This window comes from Lacticaseibacillus chiayiensis (genome assembly GCF_004123795.1).
Classification (GTDB): Bacteria; Bacillota; Bacilli; order Lactobacillales; family Lactobacillaceae; genus Lacticaseibacillus; species Lacticaseibacillus chiayiensis.
Window position 1 is genome coordinate 33,608 of sequence record NZ_MSSM01000008.1, and the last position, 22,383, is coordinate 55,990.

A 22,383-nucleotide genomic window follows, 5' to 3' on the forward strand; every position below is an offset into this window, starting at 1 on the left:
ATGTGTATCAGTCACAACAGACTTAGCCAATAAATACGACTATGCCAATTAATGCCGCTAGCCAACAAAGATAAGACACTAGATCAAGCGCCCCAGTGGAAGATTGGGATTGACACTAAAGCCGATAACAATTCTTTTTGAACGAATAGTGCCTTATTCTCTGCGCTCGTCCTATATTTATACTATCAGTAACTCAGGATCAACAGAATAAAAGCCGAGAAAGGCGACGTTAACTTGGCAATTTTAGTTATGGTACTGCTAGCTTAACTCGTTACGTGAATGACCAGTAGAGATTATTTTCTCGTTTTGGCTTTATATACGTAGCGACAAAAAAGATTCTATAGTCATTAGCATTTTACTTCACTAATAACAATAGAATCTTCATTACTAATACTTTTTATCATTGATTACTCGTCACGGTGCTGAAGCTTATTGATGAGCCATGCCCCTGTAGTACGTACTAATAGCTGCTGATACGTGCTTTGGGCGATGCAGGAAAGTTGCGGATGGTGATTTTGGTATTGCCGCTTAGTGTGTGTGCGGCGTAGCATGCGTAGATGATTGACGTTGTTTGCGCGTCAACTTAGCTGCAGTAGATGCTACAACAGGGGCATCAGGTGTGGGCTTTTTTGGACTGGTATAACCGGAATCACCGGAACCATCATGCGGGCCGGGGCCTTGTGGGTGGTTGTTTTTTTGCATCTGTTTGTCGGTCAGACTGATGACGCTGGACATAACCAGTGGCAGCAGAAAGACGAGTAAAATCAGTCCGAAGATAACGACTAGAGCCACCTGAATTAGGGTGGTAATGCCGGATGGAATCATCGCTGCGAAAGTGCCGCTTAAGATAATCGCTGCCGAGATGACAACCGCTCCGATAACAGTGGCGGCTTTGGCGATGCGCTGGGTCATGGTGCCGCCTTCTAGGGCATTATCGCGGTATCGAACCATGAGGAAGATGCTATAGTCAACACCAAGGGCAACAAGCATGATGAAGCCGAAGAATGGCGTATTCCAAGTTAGCATATCACGCCCGAGGACATAAGTTGAGAATAGCTTGGTCAAGCCCAATGAGGTGACGTAAGCAGTGATAAGTGTTGCGATGATGCTGATTGGCTGAATCAGTGATCGGGTGACCACAATCAGCGCGATGCTGATACCGATGATCATGATCGCGGCGGTACGTTCGAAGTCGCCATTCGCAAGATCCTGAAGATCAGCGGTTTGAGAAGTTTGTCCACCAATCGCCACAGTCGCATCAGCAAGCGGTGTATGTTTCAGTTTAGCGGTGAGATCTGTTTTGATTGTTCGAATCTGTTGCGCCGCGGTATCGGTACTTGGATCGTCTTTTAACACGACTGTTAGCTTAGTGATTTTATTACCATCGAACATATAAGTTGAGAGCGCTGGTTTAAAAGTTTTGCTTTTTAGCGTTGCATCTGGAATATAGAATTTGTTACCTAAATACGAATGTTGCAGTTCGGTTAAATATTGTTTCATGCTGGTACTCCCGTTTGCGATCGTACCAAGCGCTTTGTCGGCGGAAGTGAGTCCGGATTGCATGGAACTGACTTGCTGGGAGATCGCTTTGACTTTCGTATTCAGGGTCTGAACACCGGTGTTAACCTGTTCGGCGCCACTGGCAATTTGTGAAGCACCATTGTTTAGCGAGTCGTTTTGGCTAGCAAGTTGGGAAGAACCGGAGCTGAGCTGGTTCATACCCGAAACCAGTGTCGGGACTTGGTTGTTCAGGGAGTTGATGCCGCTATTCAGTTGATTGGTGCCATTGGTCAGTGTGCCAATGCCGTTGTTCATAGCAGTCGTGCCAGCATTTAAGGTTTTAATACCGTCACCTAAAGCTCCCGTACTATCAGTCAGTTGATGAACGCCATTGAAAAAAGTATTGATCTTGTCCAGAACCTGCTGATTTAGCTGATCGCCAGCCGGTCGTTGATTGATAAGCGTAAGAATTTGTTGCGCGGTTCCGCTTAACGTTTCTATCTGACTGTCGAGCTGGTTCATGGCGTTGGTAAGTTTGCTTGACTGACTGCTGAGCTGATTCATGCCGCTAGCAAGAACCGTGCTATTGCTTTTAAGCTGATTCATGCCTTGGGTTAATTGATTAGAGCCGCTTTTTAGCGCGTTGACACCAGAACTAAGCGCTGGTAGCTGACTGCTCAACTGGCCGAGACCATTATTTAACGATGTCACACCGGATGTGTATTGACCGATGCCATTGCTGAGGCTATTTGCTCCTGTAGACAACGTTGAGGTGCCATTCGCCAATGTTTGCACCTGCTGGGTACTACCAGCGACGTTAGCATTTTTGATTCCCGCACTGGCATCATTGAGTCCAGACTGAACCTGTTTCAGACCTTTGACACTTTGAGTTAAACCACTAGTAATTGTTTTGAGTTGATCATTAAGATACAACGATTTAATTTTACTGCCACTCGGTTGAGTGACCGAAGCGACGGTTTTGACCCCTTTTTCTTTTTGCAGGTAGTTGGTGACGTCATCGATAGTACCAAGAACTGTCGGGGTGTTCAGCGCATGCTTACTTTGAATGTAAATGGTCGTCGGCGAAGCCATGCCTTTTGAGTAATGGTCCTGAATCAGACGATAGCCAACTTTGGATTGCAGGGTTTCCGGCAATTCGTCCGCGTTGTTAAAGTTAAGCGTCTGATTGGCATTCAACAAAAATGGCACTACGATAATGGCGATCGTGCCAAGGGTGATAAGCGGTCGTGCGATAGCAACTTTGGAAAGATTGCGCCATAGTTTACTGGTACTATGACCATCCAGATTATTGCTTGGCCAGAATAGCTTTTCGCCCATGTTCGCCATAAAGAACATGTTTAGCGTTAACAGGACGACAAGAAGAACGAGCACCCCGATAGCAACCCCAACCGCAGAACGATAGAACTTAAAATTGGCAAGGCCAAGAACAGAAAAACCAATCAATACCGATACACCGGAATAAAGAATCGTGCGGCCGCCAAATCGTCGGGCGATCCCAGCAGCTTTGATACGTGGAATTCCTTGCGAAAGCGCTGCCTTAAAGTCATCGTATAGCAAAATGTTGTAATCAGTCCCGATTCCGAATAAGACAACGACAAGGAAGACTTGAGTAAAATTGGAAATCGGAAAATTAAACTTATCTGCTAGTGTCATCACGATATTTAGCGATGTCAGGAAAGAAATTGCAACCGTAAGTAATGATACTAATGGCACAATCGGTGAGCGGAAAACAATGATCAACACTATGAAGATAAAAATGGCAGCAATTATTTCAGTTTTCTGGATACCTTTTTCCGTTACCGTGGAGAAGTCGTCATTGAGCACAGCACTGCCGGTGACATACGTTTTGACGTTGGCAGTTTTGATTTGTTTCTCTAAGTTTTGTGTTTGCGGCCGTACTTGACCGATAGCCTTGACATCAACTAGCGCCATTTGGGTGGTACCGTCTTTGGCGTCAAGCTGCTTTTTGGATTCAGCGTTGTCAGACGGCTTAGTTACATTGACGATTTTGACAGCCTTTGAATCCTTGAGGTTGGTGAGCGTCTTGTCAATTGCCTTTTTCTGGTCTGTCGTCAGCTTCTTGTCACCGTTGCTGAAAACGAGCGCGTAGGAACGGACTTTTTGGTTATGATTAGCCCTTTGTTCAATGTTGGCCGCAACTTGGCTCTCTTCGTTTTTAGGGAGTGATAACGTACCTTTATCGCGAACGATAGCTGATACATCAGGCATTGTCACGAGAACCACCAAAATGACGATGATCCAGAAAATCAAGGCAGGGATATGACGATTGCGAAACTTCTTCATTGAAACACTCTTCTTTCGTTGGTGAGACCGTTCCAAACTTGATTCTTCAAATCGATTGCCAGTGGTTGTTGATCGGAAACATGGCCTTCGAGTTGCTGTTGCGCCCAGACGATGTCAATCATGCTGACGATGCTACCGTATAAAATAGCGAGCTGCGTGCGGACATCGGCCTTAACAATGACCCCGCGTTCCTGACCGTCCAAGAGCATGTTGTTGATGAGTGTGATAACACGACCGCGAGCTGCTCGGCTTTCGGCATTGAGGGCTTCGTTAAAGACATTTTGTTGAATGAAATGCAGTTCTGTCGGATATTGCTCCATAGATTCGATGGCTGCATCGAAAAGCCGGCTGAAAGTCGTTTCCGAATCGTCAGGATCGTAGGCGGCAGCCTTGGCTAGGACGTCATGGAAAAAGTCCATAATATCTATAAAAGCAGTATTAAGAATATCTTCTTTGCTTTTGAAATGCCGATAAATCGTGCCAACTGCGACTTTTGCCGCTTTAGCGATGGAAGGTAAGTTGGTTTCGGCGTAACCACGTTCGGCGAATAGCTTTACAGCTTGGGCGATGATCGGACTTGGTACTGGAATAAGTTGCATAATAACCTCCTTGTGGAATGAACGTTCATTCGCATATATTAGTGTTTATGAATATTCTTGTCAAGGCTGTATAAAAATGGCTTTCAGTGGTGTCATTTGTCGAGCCAAACTTAATGATCTCTGGCTAGACAGAAAAGTGAGTGTGAAGCTAAAATATAGGCATTTACGTCTTCTGATTTGAATTGATCCGAATAATTTCGGCGACAGAAAAACGCGACTGAATTTTCACTGCAAAAATCAGTCGCGTTTATTTTTTGCCCTTATCGACGGAAACATATCTAGTGCTTAAGTGCATCACCGATATGGCATGTTTTGGTCTTCTTGCTTGATGATTTGCAAATACTTATAGATGCTTACGGTGGACATGTTGAGGTATGTCGCGGTTTTGGCGACGGCATCTTTGAGTTCGAAGAAGTGTTGCTCATAGAGGCGGCGCACGATGGCGATTTTTTCCTTGCGGGTTAGGTCGGCGATTGGTGGGTTGGGTGAACCCGTTAGTTCGCTGACAACTTGCCGGATCGCACCTTCTGGCTGAATGAACAGATTTTCTGTTGGAGTCGCCGCTGCGAGGGGGTTCGCTGCAGGCGACAGTTCCGGCTGAAAGGCCTGAAGGAGTTCTTCGCTTAACTTTTCGAGCGTCGCCAGTTGCTGGAAACGGCTGACATCGGTGTTGATGCAAATCATGCCGATGAGTTCGCCGGCTTCATTTTTGATGAAAAAACTGGCGGAGTTGACTTTTTTGCCATTCATCAACGTGCTTTGATAGTGCACGACGTAATCCTGTTGCTGATACAGTTTATCGTGTAGGACTTTGGCGATGAAGTCGGTCGCGGGGGAATCCATGGTGCGTCCGGATATGCTATTTTCCAGGAAAATAATCGAGGAGTCGTAGCCATCGCTGGCCGGATTAATGGCGTGCATCACGATTTCCGTGGTCGGACCGAGAACATGCGCAAGGAATTTTAAAAATGGACAATATGACTCGGGGGTGATCGGAATCCTTCCTTTCTCAATAACCGCATCAGTTCCAGGTTGCGTCGATGTTAGATTTTGGCTAATGCCTGGGTTAAATCAGCGATTAAGTCTTCAGTATCTTCAATGCCGCAAGACAAGCGCAACAGGCTATCGGTGACGCCTTGGGCAGCGCGTTCCTTTGCCGTTAAACAGGCGTGCGACATGGTGGCAGGGTGGGAAAGAATGGATTCCACACCGCCGAGACTGACGGCAAAAATCGGCAATTGCAATGCATCGATAAACGTGTTTAACCGCGCTTTGTCGGCGTCAGCAATTTCAAATGACAGCACCGCACCGCCGTTTTCTGCTTGGCGCATGTGGACGTCATGATTGGGATGATCCGGCAATCCCGGGAAGTAGACTTGTTTGATTTTGGGATGTGCCTGTAAAAAGGTCGCGATCCGCTGGGCGTTGTGCTTGGATTGTTGCATGCGCAGACCCATTGTTTTCATGCCGCGCAAGACCAACCATGCGTCTTCAACGCCGAGGATGCTGCCAAATTCTTTTTGAAAAAGAGACAGTTCTTCAGCGATTGCCTGGTTGTTGGTTAAAACCGCGCCTGCGACCACGTCACTATGACCATTGATGAATTTCGTCAGACTTTCGATGACGATGTCGCAACCGAGTGCCAAGGGCTTTTGATAAAGCGGCGTCATGAACGTGTTGTCAGCCACTGTCAAAATGTCATGGGCCTTGGCGAGCGTCACGATCGGCTGCATGTCGGTGACTTTCAGCAGCGGGTTTGACGGGGTTTCAACGTAAATCATTTTGGTTTTGGGCGTTAGTGCCTGTTCAATATTAGCAAGTTGATCATAAGCTGTAAACACGACATCAATGCCATACTTAGGCAGAATCTTGGTCGCAAACGCCCCAGTGCCGCCGTAAACTTCAATCGGGAAAATGACTTGATCGCCCGCATTGAGCAGCATGAGCGCATTGGCAATCGCGGCCATGCCGGAGCTGAACACAAAACTGAAGCGGGCGTCGGCAATTTTGGCTAAACCATCCTGCAAGGCATCGATGGTGGGGTTACCAAAACGCGTGTACATGTAATCGCGATTGGTGCCTAAAGCCGGACTGTTGAAGGTGGAAGCTTGGTATTTAGGAATCGAAGACGCACCGGTATGGCTGTCGATGACGGGGTAGCCATGTAAAAGATCCGTATTGATACCCACTTTTTAATCCTCCGGCACTTCCGCAACCATGTCGACTTCCAGTAATGTCTGAGCCGGTAATTCGCTAACCAAAACCGCGGTGCGCGCCGGGAACCCGTCATGGAAATAGGAACGGTATACCTGATCAAACGTCGGCAGTAACTTGAGATCGTTGATGTACACGGTTGTTTTGGCCACATGATCAAAGGAGGTCCCGTTATCCACCAAAATGTGATTCAAGTTGGCCATCACTTGTTTGGTTTGGGCAATGATACCGTCCGGGATGTCCTTGGATTCCGGTATAAATGGTAGTTGGCCAGAGGTGAAAAGAACCGAACCGATTTGGGTAGCGGCGCTGTAACTGCCAATGGGAGCAGGGGCGTTCGTGCTGGTCAAACGTTTAATCATATTCATACCTCTTTTTCTTAGTTTGATAGTTGAAGAGCATCATCCCAAACGGAATCACGACATAGCCGAGGATCATGGCGATAATCGCAAAATAATTCGGGGCGTGCTGGTTATTGGCATCAAGAATAGTAAATTGACCAATCCAGTCAAACTTAATAAGTAACAAAACGGTCAGGATTAGTGACAACGCCGGGCAAATCAAGTCGGTGAGCGCATTTGGGCGAGCCTGATTGATGAGTCGGCGATCACCACGGCCACGGAAGAATTTCATGACACATAGCGGAATGATCAGAAACTGAACGAACCGGGAGATCGAACTGAGAATGATGATGCTCGTCATGTCGTAACGAAAGGCCATCGGTAGCAGCACCGCCAACGCAACGGTCAAAAGAAACGCCGGCAGCGGGAAATTTTTCGCCGTCCGACCGGCTAACCAGCTTGGCAGTTGGCCTTGTTTGGCAATGGCTTCCAACACGCGTGGACTGTGGAATGAGGAGGCGACATTGATACCCAACATCGAAATCAGTGCCCCATATAACACAATATTTTGAATCAGCGGGTTATTGAAAACCGCCACTAAAGCCACGACCTCTTTGGTAGCCATCATCGCCTGCGGATTCACCATCATGGCAATCCAGACAACACCGATATAGACGACCGCAATCACCGAAATGGCAAGAGGAATGGCAATCGGCAGATTTTTTTCCGGCTTTTCCATGTCATCGGCACCACTGGTAACGCTTTCAAAACCAGTGAAAGCATAAAACGCGGCGATGACGCCCATCACCAAGGTACTCAGGGTTGCATTGCTGCCGGCGCTGGTTAACCGGTCGATTTGGGCAAAATGGTTCGCGCCGGTCGTGGTAATGACGCCGATGCCGAAAATGATGAAAACCAGTAAAGCGGCTAATTTGCCAATCGTTGATAGATTGTTGACGAGCTCGAAGAATTTTGGCCCGAAGCAGTTAATGACGAGCAGCGACAACATCAGTAAAATCAGGCTGATGGTGACCAGCATCAAGTCATTTTGGTCAAAGCCGAAAATGCGCAAGACGGTTTTGACAACCGCTGTGGCCATGACGCCCCAGGCAATGCAGGTGGCAATGTACCGGGTGATGCCGACGTAAAAACCGACATGTTCACCAAAGGCTGCTTTGGCGTAAATATAAGCTGCGCCGCTGTGAGCGACATATTTGGCAGCAGAGGCGAACGTCACGGCTAAGATGGCCGCAAAGAAGGCGGCGATCCCATAAAGAATTAACGCTTTGGAGCCAGAAGACTGCACCACGGCACCTGGGGAAAGAAAAATACCGGAGCCGATAATGGAATTGATGGCCAATAAAACGATGGACCAGAAACCGATTTTCTTTTTCATAGGCTGACGCTACTTTCCGCAACAGTTTGCGTTTGTTGGATGAAGTGGCTAAACAGAGCATTCATGAGCGGTTGGCTGTGCGTGAGCATTTCCGGATGCCACTGCACACCCATCATGATGTGGTCGCCATCTGCTTCGATCGCTTCCGGAACATCATCTGAGGCAGTTGCGACGACATGAAAACCTTCGCCGATGGTTGCCATAACCTGATGATGGAACGAGTTCACGCGTATTGTGGTCTCGTTCAAAATCGTAAACAGCTGACTTTGCCCGTTGATGCGGACAGTATGTGTGACCTGCGCCGGATTGGTTGCCTGCCAGTGTCTGATGGTTGGCGCATTGCGATAGCTGAGATCCTGATAGAGTGTGCCGCCGTGGTAGACATTCAGAATCTGGCAGCCGCGACAAATCCCAAAGATTGGCAGCTGGCGTTGTTTGGCTGAGTGAATCAGATTCAAGTCAAAAGCATCTCGCCGCAATGACGTATCGCCCAACTTTTCCAATGGGTCCTGGTTATAACTGCTTGGATCAACATCGTGGCCGCCGGATAAAATCAACCCGTCCAAGGCCGCTACTTGTCGGTCAATCGCAGCAGGATCATCGAGGAGCGGTAAAATGACGGGGATGCCGCCATTTTCGGCAACTGCGGTGATGTAGTCCTCGTTCACATAATCACGTTTGTAGCCGGGAAACATGCCGCCTTGATCAACAAGGACGCCTGCTGAGATACCGATAAGTGGTTTCTTCATATTATTCACCTCCGATTTTGAGTATAACATAACTTCTAAAAAGTACAATATTTTATAAAAATAACTAAAGGTATTTTATATTTGGGAGAAAAGTCGCTACTAGTAAGCAATCTTATAATAACGTTGATTTCTTAGTGAAAACGAATGGGGGCGCGGATTTTTTATAAATAACATTAGTGTTAGTTTGAGCATTTGTGAATTTAGTTGATTAGTTCCGGGTCGTGCCAAACTCCGCAATCTCCGACCAGATGGGGCTGGCGACCGCGAAGCTAGAGTGGTGGGCACCACTGAGCCCGTCCCCGCCTCCGATTGCTCCGCCTTGGCACTAGCAGATTAGTAATCCTAACAAATTACTCTTGAGAAACAATAGGACGAGTGAATCTCCGTATATGAAGATTCACTCGTCCTATTTAGTAACTATGAACTATTAGACCTACTTTTATGAAGCAGCTTTTCCCTTAGGCTCAAGCCGACGTTCCAAGAAGCCGAGGACCAAGTCGGAGATGATGGCCATGAAAGCGGTTGGCAACGCGCCGGCGAGGATGATGGCTCCGCCGTTGGTGGCGTTGGTGCCGCGGATGATGATGTCGCCTAGGCCGCCAGCTCCGACGAAGGCGCCAATTGCGGTAATCCCGATGGCCACGACCAATGCGTTACGAATCCCGGCCATGATGACCGACATGCTCAAGGGGATTTCAACCATATATAGTGACTGCCAGCGAGTCATACCCATACCTTTGGCCGCATCCATCAAGTTCTTATCGACATTTTGCATGCCAGTGTACGTATTTTTGATGATGGGTAGCAGCGAGTATAAGAAGACCGTAACGATCACGGTGTTCACGCCCAGTCCGAGTCCCAGCATAATGATCGAAAGCATGGCTAGGCTGGGGATGGTTTGAATGACGTTGGCGATGCCGATGACGGTGTTGCTTAGGGTGCGATGACGCGCAATTGCCAGTCCAACTGGAATACCGATCACCGCCGCAATGAGCACCCCATAGATTGAAATCAGAAAATGGCGAGTGAACTGACTCAGCACGTAAGAACCGTTGTTGGCAAGGTAATACCAGAATTGTTGCCACGTATCCATGTTAGCCATTAGTCGTCACTTCCTTTGAAATAGTTGTGTTTGGTGAGAAATCTTTGTGCGACCACGTTTGGTTCAAGTAATTGGTCATCGACTTGATAGTTGAGCTCCTGCATGGTTTTCACGTTGATCTTACCGTCCAGGCGATGCAGCAGTGGCCTTAGTTTAGGGTATCTCTTAAAAAGACTATTGTTCACAACAAGCGAGCATTGATACGGTGGGAAAAAGTGTCTATTGTCCTTCAACACTTTCAAATTGTAACTGCGGATCCGCCCGTCAGTGGAATATCCTAGAACGGTCTGCATTCGGTTGGCTTCAACTGCATCGTAAACTAAACCAATCTGCATCGGATAAACCCGTTTAAAGTCAAAGCCATATGTTTTTGTAAAATCATGATAGCCATCGCCTTTTCGGTTCATCCAGCTGGAATCAACCCCTGCGTTGTAGTGCGAAGCAACTTTTCCCAAATCGGAAATCGTGTTTAGGTGGTCTTTTTTAGCTTCTTTCTGAGTCACCATAAAAGCGTAGGTATCGGAAAAACCATAGGACGGGTACCAGGTTTGGTTAAAACGCTTTTTGAATTCGCGTTTAACAATCGCAGAAGCTTTGGCGGGGTTCTTGACTGGATTCATACCCAGTGTGCCGGTGATATCGGTTCCGGTGTAACGGGTGGCACTAATATCGGCATCGTTACGAATCATGGCTTGATGCACCACGGTTCCGGATCCTAGGTTGTTCACTAATGCTGTTTTGTAACCCAATTCGTGATTAATCAGTTCGGCAATGATGTTGGCCATAATCTGTGATTCGGTGCTGGTTTGTGCAGCAATGCGGACCGTACCATCATTACCGGAACCACTTAAACCAGGAAAGCCGCAACCGCTCAATAATAGTACTGGAACCAACAAAAGTGACAGGAATATTTTTTTGAATTGTTTCATCTTGCCACCTCCTAAGCGCGTTCACTGACAGGTGTCAGGCGGTACTCCAACCGCCCGAGTAACCAGTCAACAACCAACGCCAAAATGGTAACAGGAATCGTGCCGCCGATAATCAAATCCGGCTGGAACAGATTCAAACCATTGAAGATCAGGTCCCCAAGGCCGCCAGCCCCGATGTACGAAGCCAAGGTTGCCCAAGCGATGACATAAACAGCCGACAAGCGAATGCCTGCCATGATCACTGGCATGGCCAAAGGAACTTCAACTTGCCGAATGGATTGCAACGCTGTCATACCCATACCTTTAGCCGCGTCTATTAATACCGGATCAACGTCTTCCATACCGATATACGTATTCCGCAATATCGGTAACAACGAGTAAATGAACAATGCGACAATGGCCGGCACTTTTCCAATCCCGAATAACGGAATCATCAAAGCCAGTAACGCCAAAGATGGCACCGTTTGTAACATGCTGGCCAAAGCAATCACAATCTTAGCTGTCTTGGGGAAACGCGTCAGCAAAATGCCGAGCGGAACGGCAAAGATCACCCCAAGGCCTAATGCAATCGCCGAGATGTAGAGCTGTTCCCAAGTTTTGGTGATCAGTTCAGTGCCATGTGCATTTAGGAAAGCAAGCATGGTCACACCTCCTTAGGTGCGTTTCGGGTATCTATGGCCGATGCAGTGGTTGCACTTTTTTTATCAGAAGCCTGTGATTGATTCTTGGCACTTTCGCTGGATTGGTTGTCTTCATTATCACCCCAGATGGTGTCATAAACGACATCAACAAGCGAGGCCCTTGTGACAATACCGACCAGCTTCTTATCGTTATCAACTACTGGTACATATTTGAACCCGCGTTTCAAAATACGATCCGCGGTATCCCGTAGTAAAGCATTTTTATTAACATAGAAAATACTAGACTTGATAATATCACCAACACTGGTTGCGCTTTGATAGCGTGTTTCTAATGATTCCAAGTCAATGAAACCTTTGAGGTGATTTTCGTCATCCGTTACTAGCAGCGTGTCAACACGACGTTTACGCATGAGGGCAATTGCTTCGGCCAGCGATTTGCCTGGGGTGATGGCTGCAGGATTCTTTAGCATGATCTGTTCAACGGTGGTCACATCAGCACGTGCCTGAACCAAGCGATCTTGCCCGATCAAGTTTTCGACAAAATTGTTCGCTGGATGGGTCAGCAGTTCAGTTGGGGTCGCATTTTGAATGATATGGCCATGATCCATGACCACAATCTTCGTGGCGAGCTTGAGCGCTTCATCCATATCGTGCGTGACAAAAACCACGGTCTTACCAAGTTTTTCCTGTAAGTTTTTAATCAATTCCTGCAAAGACTCACGCGTAATTGGGTCCAAGGCGCCATAAGGTTCATCCATTAAGATTAAATCCTGATTCGCTGCAAGCGCGCGGATAACGCCAATTCGCTGTTGTTGCCCACCGGAAAGTTCTGAAGGATAACGATCCAGATAATCTTCCGGCAACTCAACAAGATCCACCAGTTCCTTAGCTTTTTCGCGGCGTTTTTCTTCCGGCCACTTCAATAGCTTCGGGACAATTGTGATGTTTTCATAAATCGTCATATGCGGCATGAGACCGATATTCTGAATAACATAACCGATCTGGCGCCGCAACTTGACAGCATCGATTTTGTGAATATCCTTGCCGTTAAACAGGATTTGGCCGCCGCTGGGTTCCAGCATGCGGTTAATCATGCGCATCGTGGTTGTCTTCCCGGAACCCGACGTCCCGATAAGACAAACAAACTCGCCCTTGTGAATCTCAAGGTTGATATGTTCGACCGCGACATTCCCGCCTCGATAAACTTTTTCAACGTCCTTGAATTGGACCATTGGTTGTTCTTCTGGCATGACGCGTCCTCCTTTATTTGATGATTCCATAGTAACACATGAAGTTAATTGTATTTTAATTGGGGACCGGTTGTGGGACGGGAATTTTGCGGGGGGTGGTGAAAAAATTAGACTTTTAAGTTGGTTAATTGTATTAATTGAAAAACCATAGACCAATCAATTAAACTGGCGTATAATGATGATTGATTTATTGAACTGTTCTTTATCTTATTTATTAAGATCATTGAAATTTAATCTGCTATTTCAAAGCAGTGGCTACGTACGGGAAGGAGAGGTGTCCGATCACTTGAAAAAATTTTTGAGAGTTAAAGTAGCATTCATGCTCATAATTTTTATAGCACTTTTATCAACGCATGAAAGTCCGCTTTTGTTCAAACTGTTCTTGCTTATCTGGTTTATTCTTATGGCATTCACGATCATTTCTTTGCTGAGAAGCAAAACATCATAGTGAGAATATGTAAGCTTTTTGTGAATTTGGTTTTGGCAGTGAGTGTATTTTTTGTAACAAAATTTAAGACGGCACCGACTTCCTTGGCTTATGGAAAGTTGGCGCCGTTTTTGCACGCAGCTATTCTGACGTTTCAGAACTTCGATTAGTGTGGCTTTCTATTCATTGTACAGAAAAACTGATTTTTATCACGATCGGAAGCCTGCGTTCAGATATGCTCCTCTTGAAAATAATGCAAGACACGCGGCAGAATGCTGAACATGTAAGCCAGCGCCCCAATGCCGCTGAAAACGAAAACCAAGTAGTTCTGTTCGATACTTTGGAACAAGAACGTGTAGAAAAAAGTTGCGAGTGGGGTCACCGAGTTGTTGATGGTCATGAGCGTTGTGTTTACGCGGCCGAGGAATTCGGTGGGGACGGTCTTTTGTATTTCTACCTGCATGACAATGTTAGGGATGACGATCAGGAATCCCAGAACCGCCATCAGTAAAGTGCCGATGATGGTGACAGCGTTTGTTGTGTTGGCCAAATGGAAAATTTCGCCTAAAACGATCAGTAAGACACAGTCTGTCAAAACGGGACCGAGAATTTTCAGACGAATGCGTTTTTGACTGCTAATGGTGCTCATGAACAGGCTGCCGATGAGAATGCCAAGTGCGGAGCCGGTTTCTAAGTATCCGATTGGGGTTGTGCCGAGGTGCAGCGTGTTGGTGATGATAAAAGGCATGCCCACCGTGACGCTTGTGAAGCTAAAATTCAGAACAACGCCGACAATAATGGCACCTTTTACTAAAGGGCGTTGCTTGACATAGGCGATGCCTTTTTTAAATAAGTCTAGTTGCTTAGGTGATTGGGTGGCACTGGCTTTGGTCTCGGCTTCATGAGTGTGAAACTTCATTGTTAACATGATGGCAAAAGAAAGCGTGGATGCCACAATTTCGACAAAAATGAAGGCTTCAAATCCAACCAGAGAATAAAGTCCTAATCCCAACATTGGCGCAAAGATGGATGAAATTGAGGAAGCCGTCGATGTTAGCGCGCTTAACCTTTGAATTTTCCGCTCATTAACCAGTTCGTGCACAGAGGCGTCATAGGCTGTTGAGCTAAAGTCGCTGCACATGTAATCCAAGATCGAAAATGCGACAACCGGATAAAGTTTGTCCACGCCGGCAAAGTTTGGCTGTGCCCAAGCGAAGGCAAATAGCCCGACCAGCCTAAGCAAATTACTGATAATCAAGATATGTCGATGTGAGAACTGATCAACGATATTCCCCATGGGCACGAATAATATGAGGCTAACGAGCGGCCCGACAATGGTTGATAAGCCGAAGCTGATGGCTAAGTGCGTTTGGTTGAGGAGCATCAGTCCCATACCAAAAGAGAACATCCCACCGCTGAGTGAGCCGATCAGATTGCTGCTGAAGTCTTTTATGATTTGGCGGTTCGATTCGCGATCTGTGATGACAGGGGAAGTGAGCGTGAGCGGTTGCACGGCTTGACCACGGGCTTTCTTTAGATTGAGTTTATAATTATATTTTGGTGAATTTTAAATAATAATCTAATGATAATACAATATAAGACAAAGTCAACTTCTTCCGAATGTTCATTTGAGAGCTTACACACAATATCATGAAGGTAAATTACGCGTACTCCATATTATTTAGAGCACCGCGTAAATGGATAGTTGGATTTCGTCGCCGCCTTTTACCGAAAATTGATCACGGTCAAGGCGGCTTTTTGAATGCCTCGGTACACTGAACTCGACACTAAGGTTCACGTTCAGGAGGGAAAAGACGATGCATGTTATTCAGACACATAAACAAGAAGCGATGATTGGCGGTGGCGTGCTGACGGCGCTGGGGCTGGTTTTCAGTCAGGCGTGGTTGTTGGTGCTGGCGAGTTTAGTGGCGGGCCTGCCGATTGCGGTGAATGCCTGGGAGGCGTTGCGGTATAAGCAGATTAGCATTGAGCTGCTGGTGACGATTGCATTGGTGGGCGCGGTGTTGATTGGCGAACCGGTCGAAAGTGCCGTGGTCAGTTTTCTGTTTCTTTTTGGCGACTGGCTGGAGCAGCGTAGTTTGGCGAAGACGCGATCGGCGATTCAAGGCTTGGCTGCCGCGGCGCCCAAGACGGCACGGTTGGTTGATGGCGTGACGGTTCCGGTGGGCCAATTGGCGGTCGGCGATCAGGTGCGCGTGTTGGCAGGTGAAACCGTGCCAGCAGACGGAAAAGTGATCGGTGGGCAGGCGAACATTGTTGAAGCGGCGATTACCGGTGAGCCGGATGCGAAAAGGAAACAAGCTGGCGCAACGGTATATTCCGGGACGCAGGTTAGCGATGGAACAGTTGATATTGAAGTCGAGAAAACCGGCTACAATACGGTTTATCAACAGATTATCGATTTGATTGAAGATGCCCAGGATGCGCAGTCACCGGTTGCAACGTTTATTCAGAAGTTTGCACGTTGGTACACGCCGCTGGTTTTGGTAATTGCTTTGCTGGTCGGCTTGGTGAGTCAGGACGTGCGGCTAGCCATCACGATTCTCGTGCTTGGCTGCCCCGGCGCGCTGGTGATCGGAGCGCCTGTCAGCAATGTTGTCGGACTAGGTTTTGGCGCCAAGCACGGCATTTTAATCAAAGGCGGCGATGTCGCGACCAAGTTGGATCAGATTGACACGGTCATGTTTGATAAAACCGGGACGTTGACGCAAGGAAAAATCAGTGTGACCACCGCGCAGTACTGGACACCCGATGAGGCAAACGTGGCGGCGTTGGTCGCAGCGGTCGAACAGGCGACCGCGCATCCGTTGGGGCAAGCGTTGGTAGCCTACTTGCAGCCCCAGACAACTCCGGTAGTTGAAGACGTCAAGGTGACGCGCGGCGTTGGTGTGCAGGCGCAAGTGGCGGGGCATACTGTCAGTGTCGGCAATCAAAAGATTTTGAAACAGCCGCAGACACCGGAACAACGGGCGGCGATCCAGGCAATTGTGAGCGGCGGTGCTTCACTGGTTTTAGCAACCGTTGATGACAAGTTAGTTGTCGCATATGGCTTGCGGGATCAGTTGCGTCCGGACACTCCTGCGATGTTGGCGGACTTGAGCACGAACGGCAAAAAGACGATTGTGCTGTCTGGCGATTCGCAGGCAGCGGTTGAACACATGATGACGGATTTACCGCTCAGTCAAACCCGTGGTGGCTTGCTTCCAGCCGATAAAGTCAGCGCCATTAAAGCAGCGCAGGCTCATGGTGAAAAAGTGATGTTTGTTGGCGACGGCATTAATGACGGGCCGGCGTTGGCGCAAGCTGATGTTGGCGTGGCAATGGGTTCCGGCATGGATGTCGCCATTGATACCGCAGATGTCATTTTAACGAGCAGTCGTCTCACCAATCTCGGCGTCCTTTTCGACTTAGCCAAGCGGATGAACGTCAACATCAAACAAAATCTGGTGATTGCGATTGGCACGGTGGCTCTGCTACTGAGCGGTTTGCTGGTCGGCTTAGTCGATATGGCGAGTGGCATGCTGTTTCATGAAATCTCGATTCTTCTCGTCATTGCCAATGCATTACGGTTGCGGCACACGCCGAGAAAATGGCAAAACTTGACGGCGATCAAGGCGCACCAGCCGCAAACCGCGAATAATGAAGGTAAATAAACAAGAAAGGATTTTTAAAATGACAAAATTAGTTTATCAATTAGACGGATTGACCTGCCCGAGTTGCTTGCAGAAGATTGAAGGGGCGGTTGGCCAACAAGCTGGCGTTAAGAGTGTTAAGGCACTTTTTAATAGTAGTAAAGTCAAGGCGCAGATTGATCCAGCGGTTACGAACGCCGATACCCTGAAGAAGACGATCACGGATTTAGGGTACACGGTTGTCAACGTTCGCAGTCAGGAAGCGTAGGAGGCGGGGATATGAGTGTCACAACAGAGATGCAGACAATTAGTGCCGAGCAAGTCAAGACTCGGCAAGCAGCAGCGGCAAAGCAAGCCGATCATGATCACCATGTCCCGACTGCAGGGGCGATGAGCGGACACGTTTTGGCGAATTTACAGGTTTTAGCTCGCAAGCTGGAACAATTTCGGTTAACGCTGAATGGCCCGAGCAGCGAAACTGACAGACAGCTGTTAACCGAATTGCTAGGACAAGTCCGGCAGCATTTCTCAGTGCTGGCGAACGACTTGGCAGCACAAGGAGAAGATTTTCCGACCACAACAGCAGAGTTCGATGAATATACCATGTTGAAAGAAGATCCGGCGTTGCGTTTTTGGACCAACGACATGAAGCTGGATGCGGTTGTGAATGATCTTGACACTTGCCAGTTATTCGTCAGCCGCGCGATTCCGCTTGCCGATAAGGAGAACAAGCTCGTATTGGCGGCAGATATGTTACAATTGCAGCGCTGGCATGAACAGAGTATCCTTCGCTTGCAGACGCGGCTCGGCCGGGAGGTTACGGCTGGCCGGGATTTGCTTGACGAGGATGAAGACGACTGATTGGTGATTTTAGAGCGGTGCATAGATTGATTTTTCCTCAGCGCAGGAGGTGGCAACACATTGCATAGTTGTACAGCAGTTGTACCGTTGTTTAAGAAACTCAATGATCAGGCGCGTGCAGCCATTGACGCTTTAACCCATGAACGGCAGGTTGAAAAAGGAACGGTTTTGCTCAGCCCAGAGACAGATGCCCGTTTATTGGTGGTCGCTCAGGGCAAGCTCAAGACGTACCAATTGTCGACGAACGGCAAAGAGCAATTATTGCGCGTGGATGGCCCCGGCGATTATGAAGGTGAGGCCGGCTTGCTCAACATTGCCAGTCCTAACGTTTACACCGAAGCGCTAACAACCGCCACTGTCTGCACCATTAGCGCGGCAGATTTTCAACAACTCCTCATGAAACAACCGCAGATCAGCCTGCAGCTGCTCACCGAAAACACGCGCAAAATGCAGGCATTGGAAAAGCAGGCGGGCTATCTTGGCAATGATTCCATCAATGTGCGTCTCACCCATTACCTGCTCGACCTGCGCACCGCGGCTGGAAAAGACACCGTAACCGTGCCAATGGCGTGGACACAACTAGCCGATTACCTCGGAACCACGCCAGAAACGGTTTCCCGAACCTTGAAACGTTTGGCAAATGAAAAGTTGATTCGGCGGACGGGTAAACAGGTGACGATTTTGAATGCCGAGGATATGGAAGATTTTGTTTGGTGAGTGCGGCATTTTGAAAGTAAGTTTATGCAAAAAGCCAGCGAGAAAATTCGCTGGCTTTTTACGTGGCGTTACGAGCCGAAAATGCTGAACCTCACGAGTAAAAAAGGGGATTAAAAAAGCTGTTCGGTGAGAAAGAAATTGGTTGACATGCCTGATTAACATAGTTACTATAAACAATGTTAATAGTAACTATGTTAGGAGACGCTTATGAAAAAAACCATATCAGTGGTGATGGCAACCTGTATCGGGATTTTCTTGTGTATGTTAGACACAACAATTATGAATATTGCTTTGCCCGCTATCCAAAAAGGGCTAAGTGTCAACTTGCCAGATCTGTCCTGGGCACTAAACATTTATACAATTTTGTTCGCAACTTTAACCATACCTTTAAGTAAGCTAGCTGAAAGGATTGGCATTAACCGATTTTACTTAGTGGGGCTAATAACGTTCGCTGTTGGCTCACTTTTATCGGCCTTTGCAACAAACATTGTTTCCTTGGATATTGGCAGAGCTATACAGAGCATCGGTGCAGCGACTGTATTCCCGCTGTCAATGACAATTGGCATTTCGACAGTTGATACGTCAAATAGGCCAAAAGTGATTGCGGCATTAGGCGTCACCCAAGGATTGGCTGCGGCTTTGGGTCCAGTTATTGGCGGGATAGTGACGCAGTTTTTGTCATGGAGATGGATATTTTTAATCAATATTCCGTTAATGATGCTGGTGTTGCTACTGGTGGCCTTTAATTTATCAATGAATCAGGAAAGAAATGCAAAGCCGATAGATCTACAGGGCTGTATATTGAGCATGGTCACGCTCTTTTCACTAACGCTTTTATTGGTAAAAGGACGTGAGTGGGGCTGGACATCCCTTTCATCTATTTTTTTGGCAATTTTGTTTTTAGCAGGATGTGCAACATTTATTCTTGTTGAACGTTTTTCTAAAAATCCAATGGTTCCGTTAGACTTGTTCAAAAACCGACAATTTGTTGGTGCATCGGTTGCGATTGTTTTAAGCAACTTATTTTTAGTTGGTGTAACGGTGATCTTACCAACTTACTTTACAAATATTCAACAAAAGACGGAACTAGCAGCGGCGCTTATTGTTACACCTATAACAGTTATGATATTCGTCTTTTCGCCTATTGCTGCGCTGATTATTGACAAGGTAGGAGCACGGATCGTTGTTTTATTAGGATTCATGTTAATGGCGCTAGGATATGCAATGTTCTTTACCATCAATTTGTATAATTCTCTGGAGATCTTCGTTGCCTGCATAACTTTAGGAACCGGTTATGGCATCATTGCGGGACCTATAACCGTTTTAGCAGCGGCAGACTTTACTGGCGAGAAGTTAAATTCTTCGCAAAGTGTTGCTGGTGTTTTAAGACAGGTAGGGGTTGTGTTAGCTGTTGCTATTTTCGTGACGAATCTATACTCCGGACTCGCCACTGCAAAAGTTAGTTCCGTGAAATTTGCAAGTGAGCGGATTCAGCGGTTAGCAATTCCTCAAAAACAGAAGCGTGTCATGCTTAAAACAACCCAAAAAGCTATTAGTACAGGCAAAACGCATCAGAAATTTCCAACTGATCATTTTTCAAAAAAGGAACGAAGCGCGATCATCAATACGAGTTACGTGGCCGCGATTTCTCGAGTGCTTAGCCCTTCAAGCTCTGAAAAAATTCAGATAATGACTCAAGTCAAACAAAAGGTGGGTACCGCGCTTACGAAACAAAATCACAATATAAACGCTGCTATTAGTGAAATCCAAACAAAATCGGAAGGCTACTTTACCGATGCTTTTAAATTGTTGTACAGAAACACACTTCCATTTCTGTTTGTCGCGATCCTGTCTTCGTTTATTTTTCCTGCTTTCGAACGTCGACAGAAAGAACGACAATGACGCAAGATTGACACTTGCTTTGGAGCAGATTTTTTACGGTGACGGTTGTGGCAAAAATGGCGAAAGTTGATACTTAAAAGTTTTAAACTGGGCTCTTATTATGCTATCATTGCTAACATCTACATAAACAATGTTAATATAAAGGAGCAAAAGATATTGCAAGGAAAAGATGTTGTTTTAGGTTTGTTGAACCAACGTGATATGTCAGGTTACGAGATAAAGGACGTATTTGAAACACAGCTAAAGTTCTTTTTTGATGGTACTTTCGGGATGATCTACCCCATTCTTAGGAAACTGGAGAAAGAAGGTTTGATTCAAAAAAAACATGTTGTTCAAGATCTTAAGCCGAATAAGAATGTTTATAGCATCACAGATTTAGGGAAAAAAGAGTTTAAGACTTATCTCAACTCAAAAACAGTTGAGGAAACGTTCAAATCAGATTTTTTGATGCGCATGTACTTTGGTCAAGAGCTTGATCGTGATAAAATGATTTCATTTATTAAGCAAGAGATCGAGCGTAAAAAAACTAATCTGTCGGAACTGACGGATAACTATGAACGTTGGACGAATAATGGCATGAATTCTTTCCAAGAAATCACCTTTATGTATGGGATTGCCTACTATAAAAGCGAAATCAAAGTGCTTAATGAAGCGTTAGAAAAATTGGATGGGCAGGATTAAATCGCGTCTGCATTGTTGCTGCGTAGATCGGTTTAACATTTAACGTGAGACGGCATTAACAATTTCTAATTGATTAGGAGGCTTATGCCGTCTTTTTTCAGTTAAATTGTGTGACTTTGCCAATCTAAAATAGCCACAAATTAGCTTTCTTTCAGCTATGCACTACCGTTGGAAAAGACACCGTGACGGTACTTATGGCGTGGACGCAGCTAGCGGATTACCTCGGTACTACGCCGGAAACGTTTTCCCGAACCTTGAAGCGTTTGGTGAATGAAAAGTTGATTCGGCGGACGGGGAAATAGGTGACGATTTTGAGTGCTGAGGATATGGAAGATTTTGTTTGGTGAGTGCGCCATTTTGAAAGTAAGTTTATGCAAAAAGCCAGCGAGAAATTCGTTGGCTTTTTGTATGCCCTCAATGTTGGTTAATCGTTCAGATAAGCGAGATGGTCTTTGAGGCTTTTGATGATCATGCTTGTCAGTTTTTCCGGATCAATGAGACGATCAGGCGTCAGATAATACAGGAGGATATTCCACATACCGCCAATAATCATGAGATCAATCAATGTTTCATCCTTGGATGGTGAGTGCTAGGGCAATTTTTGGTGAGGTAATTGCCGGAGCAGTTCATGGCGTTGGGCCTCAAAAACAAAGCCCAATAAATCATTCTTTTGTAATAGCAGGAGTTCACGCCGTTGCTTTTGCCAAAAAGAAAAGTAGCAGCATAGTAGGTCGTGAAATGTTTGGATTTTGCGATCAAGGACAGTTGCTAAATATGCTTTAACTGTCGTCTCAGTATAGTATTGGACAATAGCAGACTTGTTTGGGAAATGCTGGTAAAAGGTTTTCCGGGAGACGTTTGCGGCTGCTGCAATTTCAGAAATAGTCAAGGTGTCAAATGAGTCCTTAGACAACTTTGCGAACAACGCACCAACAATCGCATGCTTTGATTTTTGAGCGGTTTTATTCATTGTTAAGTCCCTTCAGCGGAAAAAGTAACAGAAAGTCCAATGTGTCACCATTTGGTTAAAAATCCTTTTACACTTATGCCGCGTATTATACCCTGTAAACGTAACAAATGTTAACTCTTGAAAGGG

General features: G+C 46.5%; 20 protein-coding genes and 1 pseudogene. 7 read left to right on the top strand and 14 right to left on the bottom strand.

All coding sequences use genetic code 11. From position 1 onward, the window contains the following. Positions 1–528 precede the first annotated feature (528 nt). The 12 genes from BVJ53_RS04390 to BVJ53_RS04445 all read right to left on the bottom strand — a co-directional run bounded on the left by BVJ53_RS04390 (position 529) and on the right by BVJ53_RS04445 (position 14,986). A complete protein-coding gene (locus BVJ53_RS04390) occupies positions 529–3,825 on the bottom strand; it encodes an MMPL family transporter (protein WP_129301331.1) in 3,297 nt (1,098 codons plus the stop codon). Next, positions 3,822–4,424, bottom strand: a complete 603-nt coding sequence (locus BVJ53_RS04395; RefSeq protein ID WP_129301332.1) for a TetR/AcrR family transcriptional regulator — start codon at positions 4,422–4,424, stop codon at positions 3,822–3,824. The genes BVJ53_RS04390 and BVJ53_RS04395 overlap by 4 nt, the downstream gene beginning before the upstream one ends. 294 nt (positions 4,425–4,718) lie before the next feature. Beyond that, the gene (locus tag BVJ53_RS04400; protein ID WP_331250554.1) at positions 4,719–5,483 is read right to left on the bottom strand and encodes a helix-turn-helix transcriptional regulator; all 765 of its coding nucleotides are present in this window, start codon (positions 5,481–5,483) and stop codon (positions 4,719–4,721) included. Continuing rightward, positions 5,468–6,613, bottom strand: a complete 1,146-nt coding sequence (locus BVJ53_RS04405) for a trans-sulfuration enzyme family protein (protein WP_129301334.1) — start codon at positions 6,611–6,613, stop codon at positions 5,468–5,470. Before BVJ53_RS04405 ends, BVJ53_RS04400 begins: the two co-directional genes overlap by 16 nt. A 3-nt stretch (positions 6,614–6,616) precedes the next feature. Then, the gene (locus tag BVJ53_RS04410) at positions 6,617–7,000 is read right to left on the bottom strand and encodes a RidA family protein (RefSeq protein ID WP_129301335.1); all 384 of its coding nucleotides are present in this window, start codon (positions 6,998–7,000) and stop codon (positions 6,617–6,619) included. Next, on the bottom strand, positions 6,993–8,375 hold the full coding sequence (locus BVJ53_RS04415) for an APC family permease (protein ID WP_129301336.1): 1,383 nt from the start codon (positions 8,373–8,375) through the stop codon (positions 6,993–6,995). The genes BVJ53_RS04410 and BVJ53_RS04415 overlap by 8 nt, the downstream gene beginning before the upstream one ends. Beyond that, positions 8,372–9,124 carry a gamma-glutamyl-gamma-aminobutyrate hydrolase family protein gene (locus BVJ53_RS04420; RefSeq protein ID WP_129301337.1) on the bottom strand — a complete coding sequence of 251 codons (753 nt, stop codon included), beginning with the start codon at positions 9,122–9,124 and terminating at the stop codon, positions 8,372–8,374. The genes BVJ53_RS04415 and BVJ53_RS04420 overlap by 4 nt, the downstream gene beginning before the upstream one ends. Before the next feature lie 439 nt (positions 9,125–9,563). After that, positions 9,564–10,226 (bottom strand): ABC transporter permease, encoded by a 663-nt coding sequence (locus tag BVJ53_RS04425; protein WP_129301338.1) that lies wholly within the window; start codon positions 10,224–10,226, stop codon positions 9,564–9,566. Next, positions 10,226–11,155 carry an osmoprotectant ABC transporter substrate-binding protein gene (locus BVJ53_RS04430; protein ID WP_129301339.1) on the bottom strand — a complete coding sequence of 310 codons (930 nt, stop codon included), beginning with the start codon at positions 11,153–11,155 and terminating at the stop codon, positions 10,226–10,228. The genes BVJ53_RS04425 and BVJ53_RS04430 overlap by 1 nt, the downstream gene beginning before the upstream one ends. A gap of 11 nt (positions 11,156–11,166) precedes the next feature. Beyond that, positions 11,167–11,796, bottom strand: a complete 630-nt coding sequence (locus tag BVJ53_RS04435; RefSeq protein ID WP_129301340.1) for an ABC transporter permease — start codon at positions 11,794–11,796, stop codon at positions 11,167–11,169. A 2-nt stretch (positions 11,797–11,798) separates the two neighbouring features. Further along, positions 11,799–13,046 (bottom strand): betaine/proline/choline family ABC transporter ATP-binding protein, encoded by a 1,248-nt coding sequence (locus BVJ53_RS04440; RefSeq protein ID WP_129301341.1) that lies wholly within the window; start codon positions 13,044–13,046, stop codon positions 11,799–11,801. A gap of 656 nt (positions 13,047–13,702) precedes the next feature. Beyond that, positions 13,703–14,986 (bottom strand): MFS transporter, encoded by a 1,284-nt coding sequence (locus BVJ53_RS04445; protein WP_238150134.1) that lies wholly within the window; start codon positions 14,984–14,986, stop codon positions 13,703–13,705. A 304-nt stretch (positions 14,987–15,290) separates the two neighbouring features. Between BVJ53_RS04445 and BVJ53_RS04450 the strand changes: the two genes are divergently transcribed. The 7 genes and pseudogenes from BVJ53_RS04450 to BVJ53_RS04480 all read left to right on the top strand — a co-directional run. Beyond that, positions 15,291–17,147: a heavy metal translocating P-type ATPase gene (locus tag BVJ53_RS04450; RefSeq protein ID WP_129301342.1), complete on the top strand. Its 1,857-nt coding sequence runs from the start codon at positions 15,291–15,293 to the stop codon at positions 17,145–17,147. A gap of 19 nt (positions 17,148–17,166) precedes the next feature. Further along, the gene (locus BVJ53_RS04455) at positions 17,167–17,394 is read left to right on the top strand and encodes a heavy-metal-associated domain-containing protein (protein WP_049172431.1); all 228 of its coding nucleotides are present in this window, start codon (positions 17,167–17,169) and stop codon (positions 17,392–17,394) included. Between the two features lie 11 nt (positions 17,395–17,405). Next, positions 17,406–17,987, top strand: a complete 582-nt coding sequence (locus BVJ53_RS04460) for a ferritin family protein (RefSeq protein ID WP_129301343.1) — start codon at positions 17,406–17,408, stop codon at positions 17,985–17,987. A gap of 60 nt (positions 17,988–18,047) precedes the next feature. After that, positions 18,048–18,704 (top strand): Crp/Fnr family transcriptional regulator, encoded by a 657-nt coding sequence (locus BVJ53_RS04465; protein ID WP_129301344.1) that lies wholly within the window; start codon positions 18,048–18,050, stop codon positions 18,702–18,704. A gap of 207 nt (positions 18,705–18,911) precedes the next feature. Next, positions 18,912–20,606, top strand: a complete 1,695-nt coding sequence (locus BVJ53_RS04470; protein ID WP_129301345.1) for an MFS transporter — start codon at positions 18,912–18,914, stop codon at positions 20,604–20,606. A 156-nt stretch (positions 20,607–20,762) separates the two neighbouring features. Next, complete coding sequence (locus BVJ53_RS04475; RefSeq protein WP_129301346.1) at positions 20,763–21,287, top strand: PadR family transcriptional regulator; 525 nt, start codon at positions 20,763–20,765, stop codon at positions 21,285–21,287. Positions 21,288–21,442: 155 nt separating this feature from the next. After that, positions 21,443–21,589: pseudogene (locus tag BVJ53_RS04480) on the top strand (helix-turn-helix domain-containing protein); the annotation flags it as partial. A gap of 122 nt (positions 21,590–21,711) precedes the next feature. Here BVJ53_RS04480 and BVJ53_RS15295 read toward each other — a convergent pair. Both BVJ53_RS15295 and BVJ53_RS04485 read right to left on the bottom strand, forming a co-directional pair. After that, positions 21,712–21,852, bottom strand: coding sequence for a hypothetical protein (locus BVJ53_RS15295; protein ID WP_238150135.1), 141 nt, complete (start codon positions 21,850–21,852; stop codon positions 21,712–21,714). A gap of 24 nt (positions 21,853–21,876) precedes the next feature. After that, entirely contained in the window at positions 21,877–22,257 is a 381-nt protein-coding gene (locus tag BVJ53_RS04485; RefSeq protein ID WP_238150136.1) for a TetR/AcrR family transcriptional regulator, read from the bottom strand. Between the last annotated feature and the right edge of the window lie 126 nt (positions 22,258–22,383).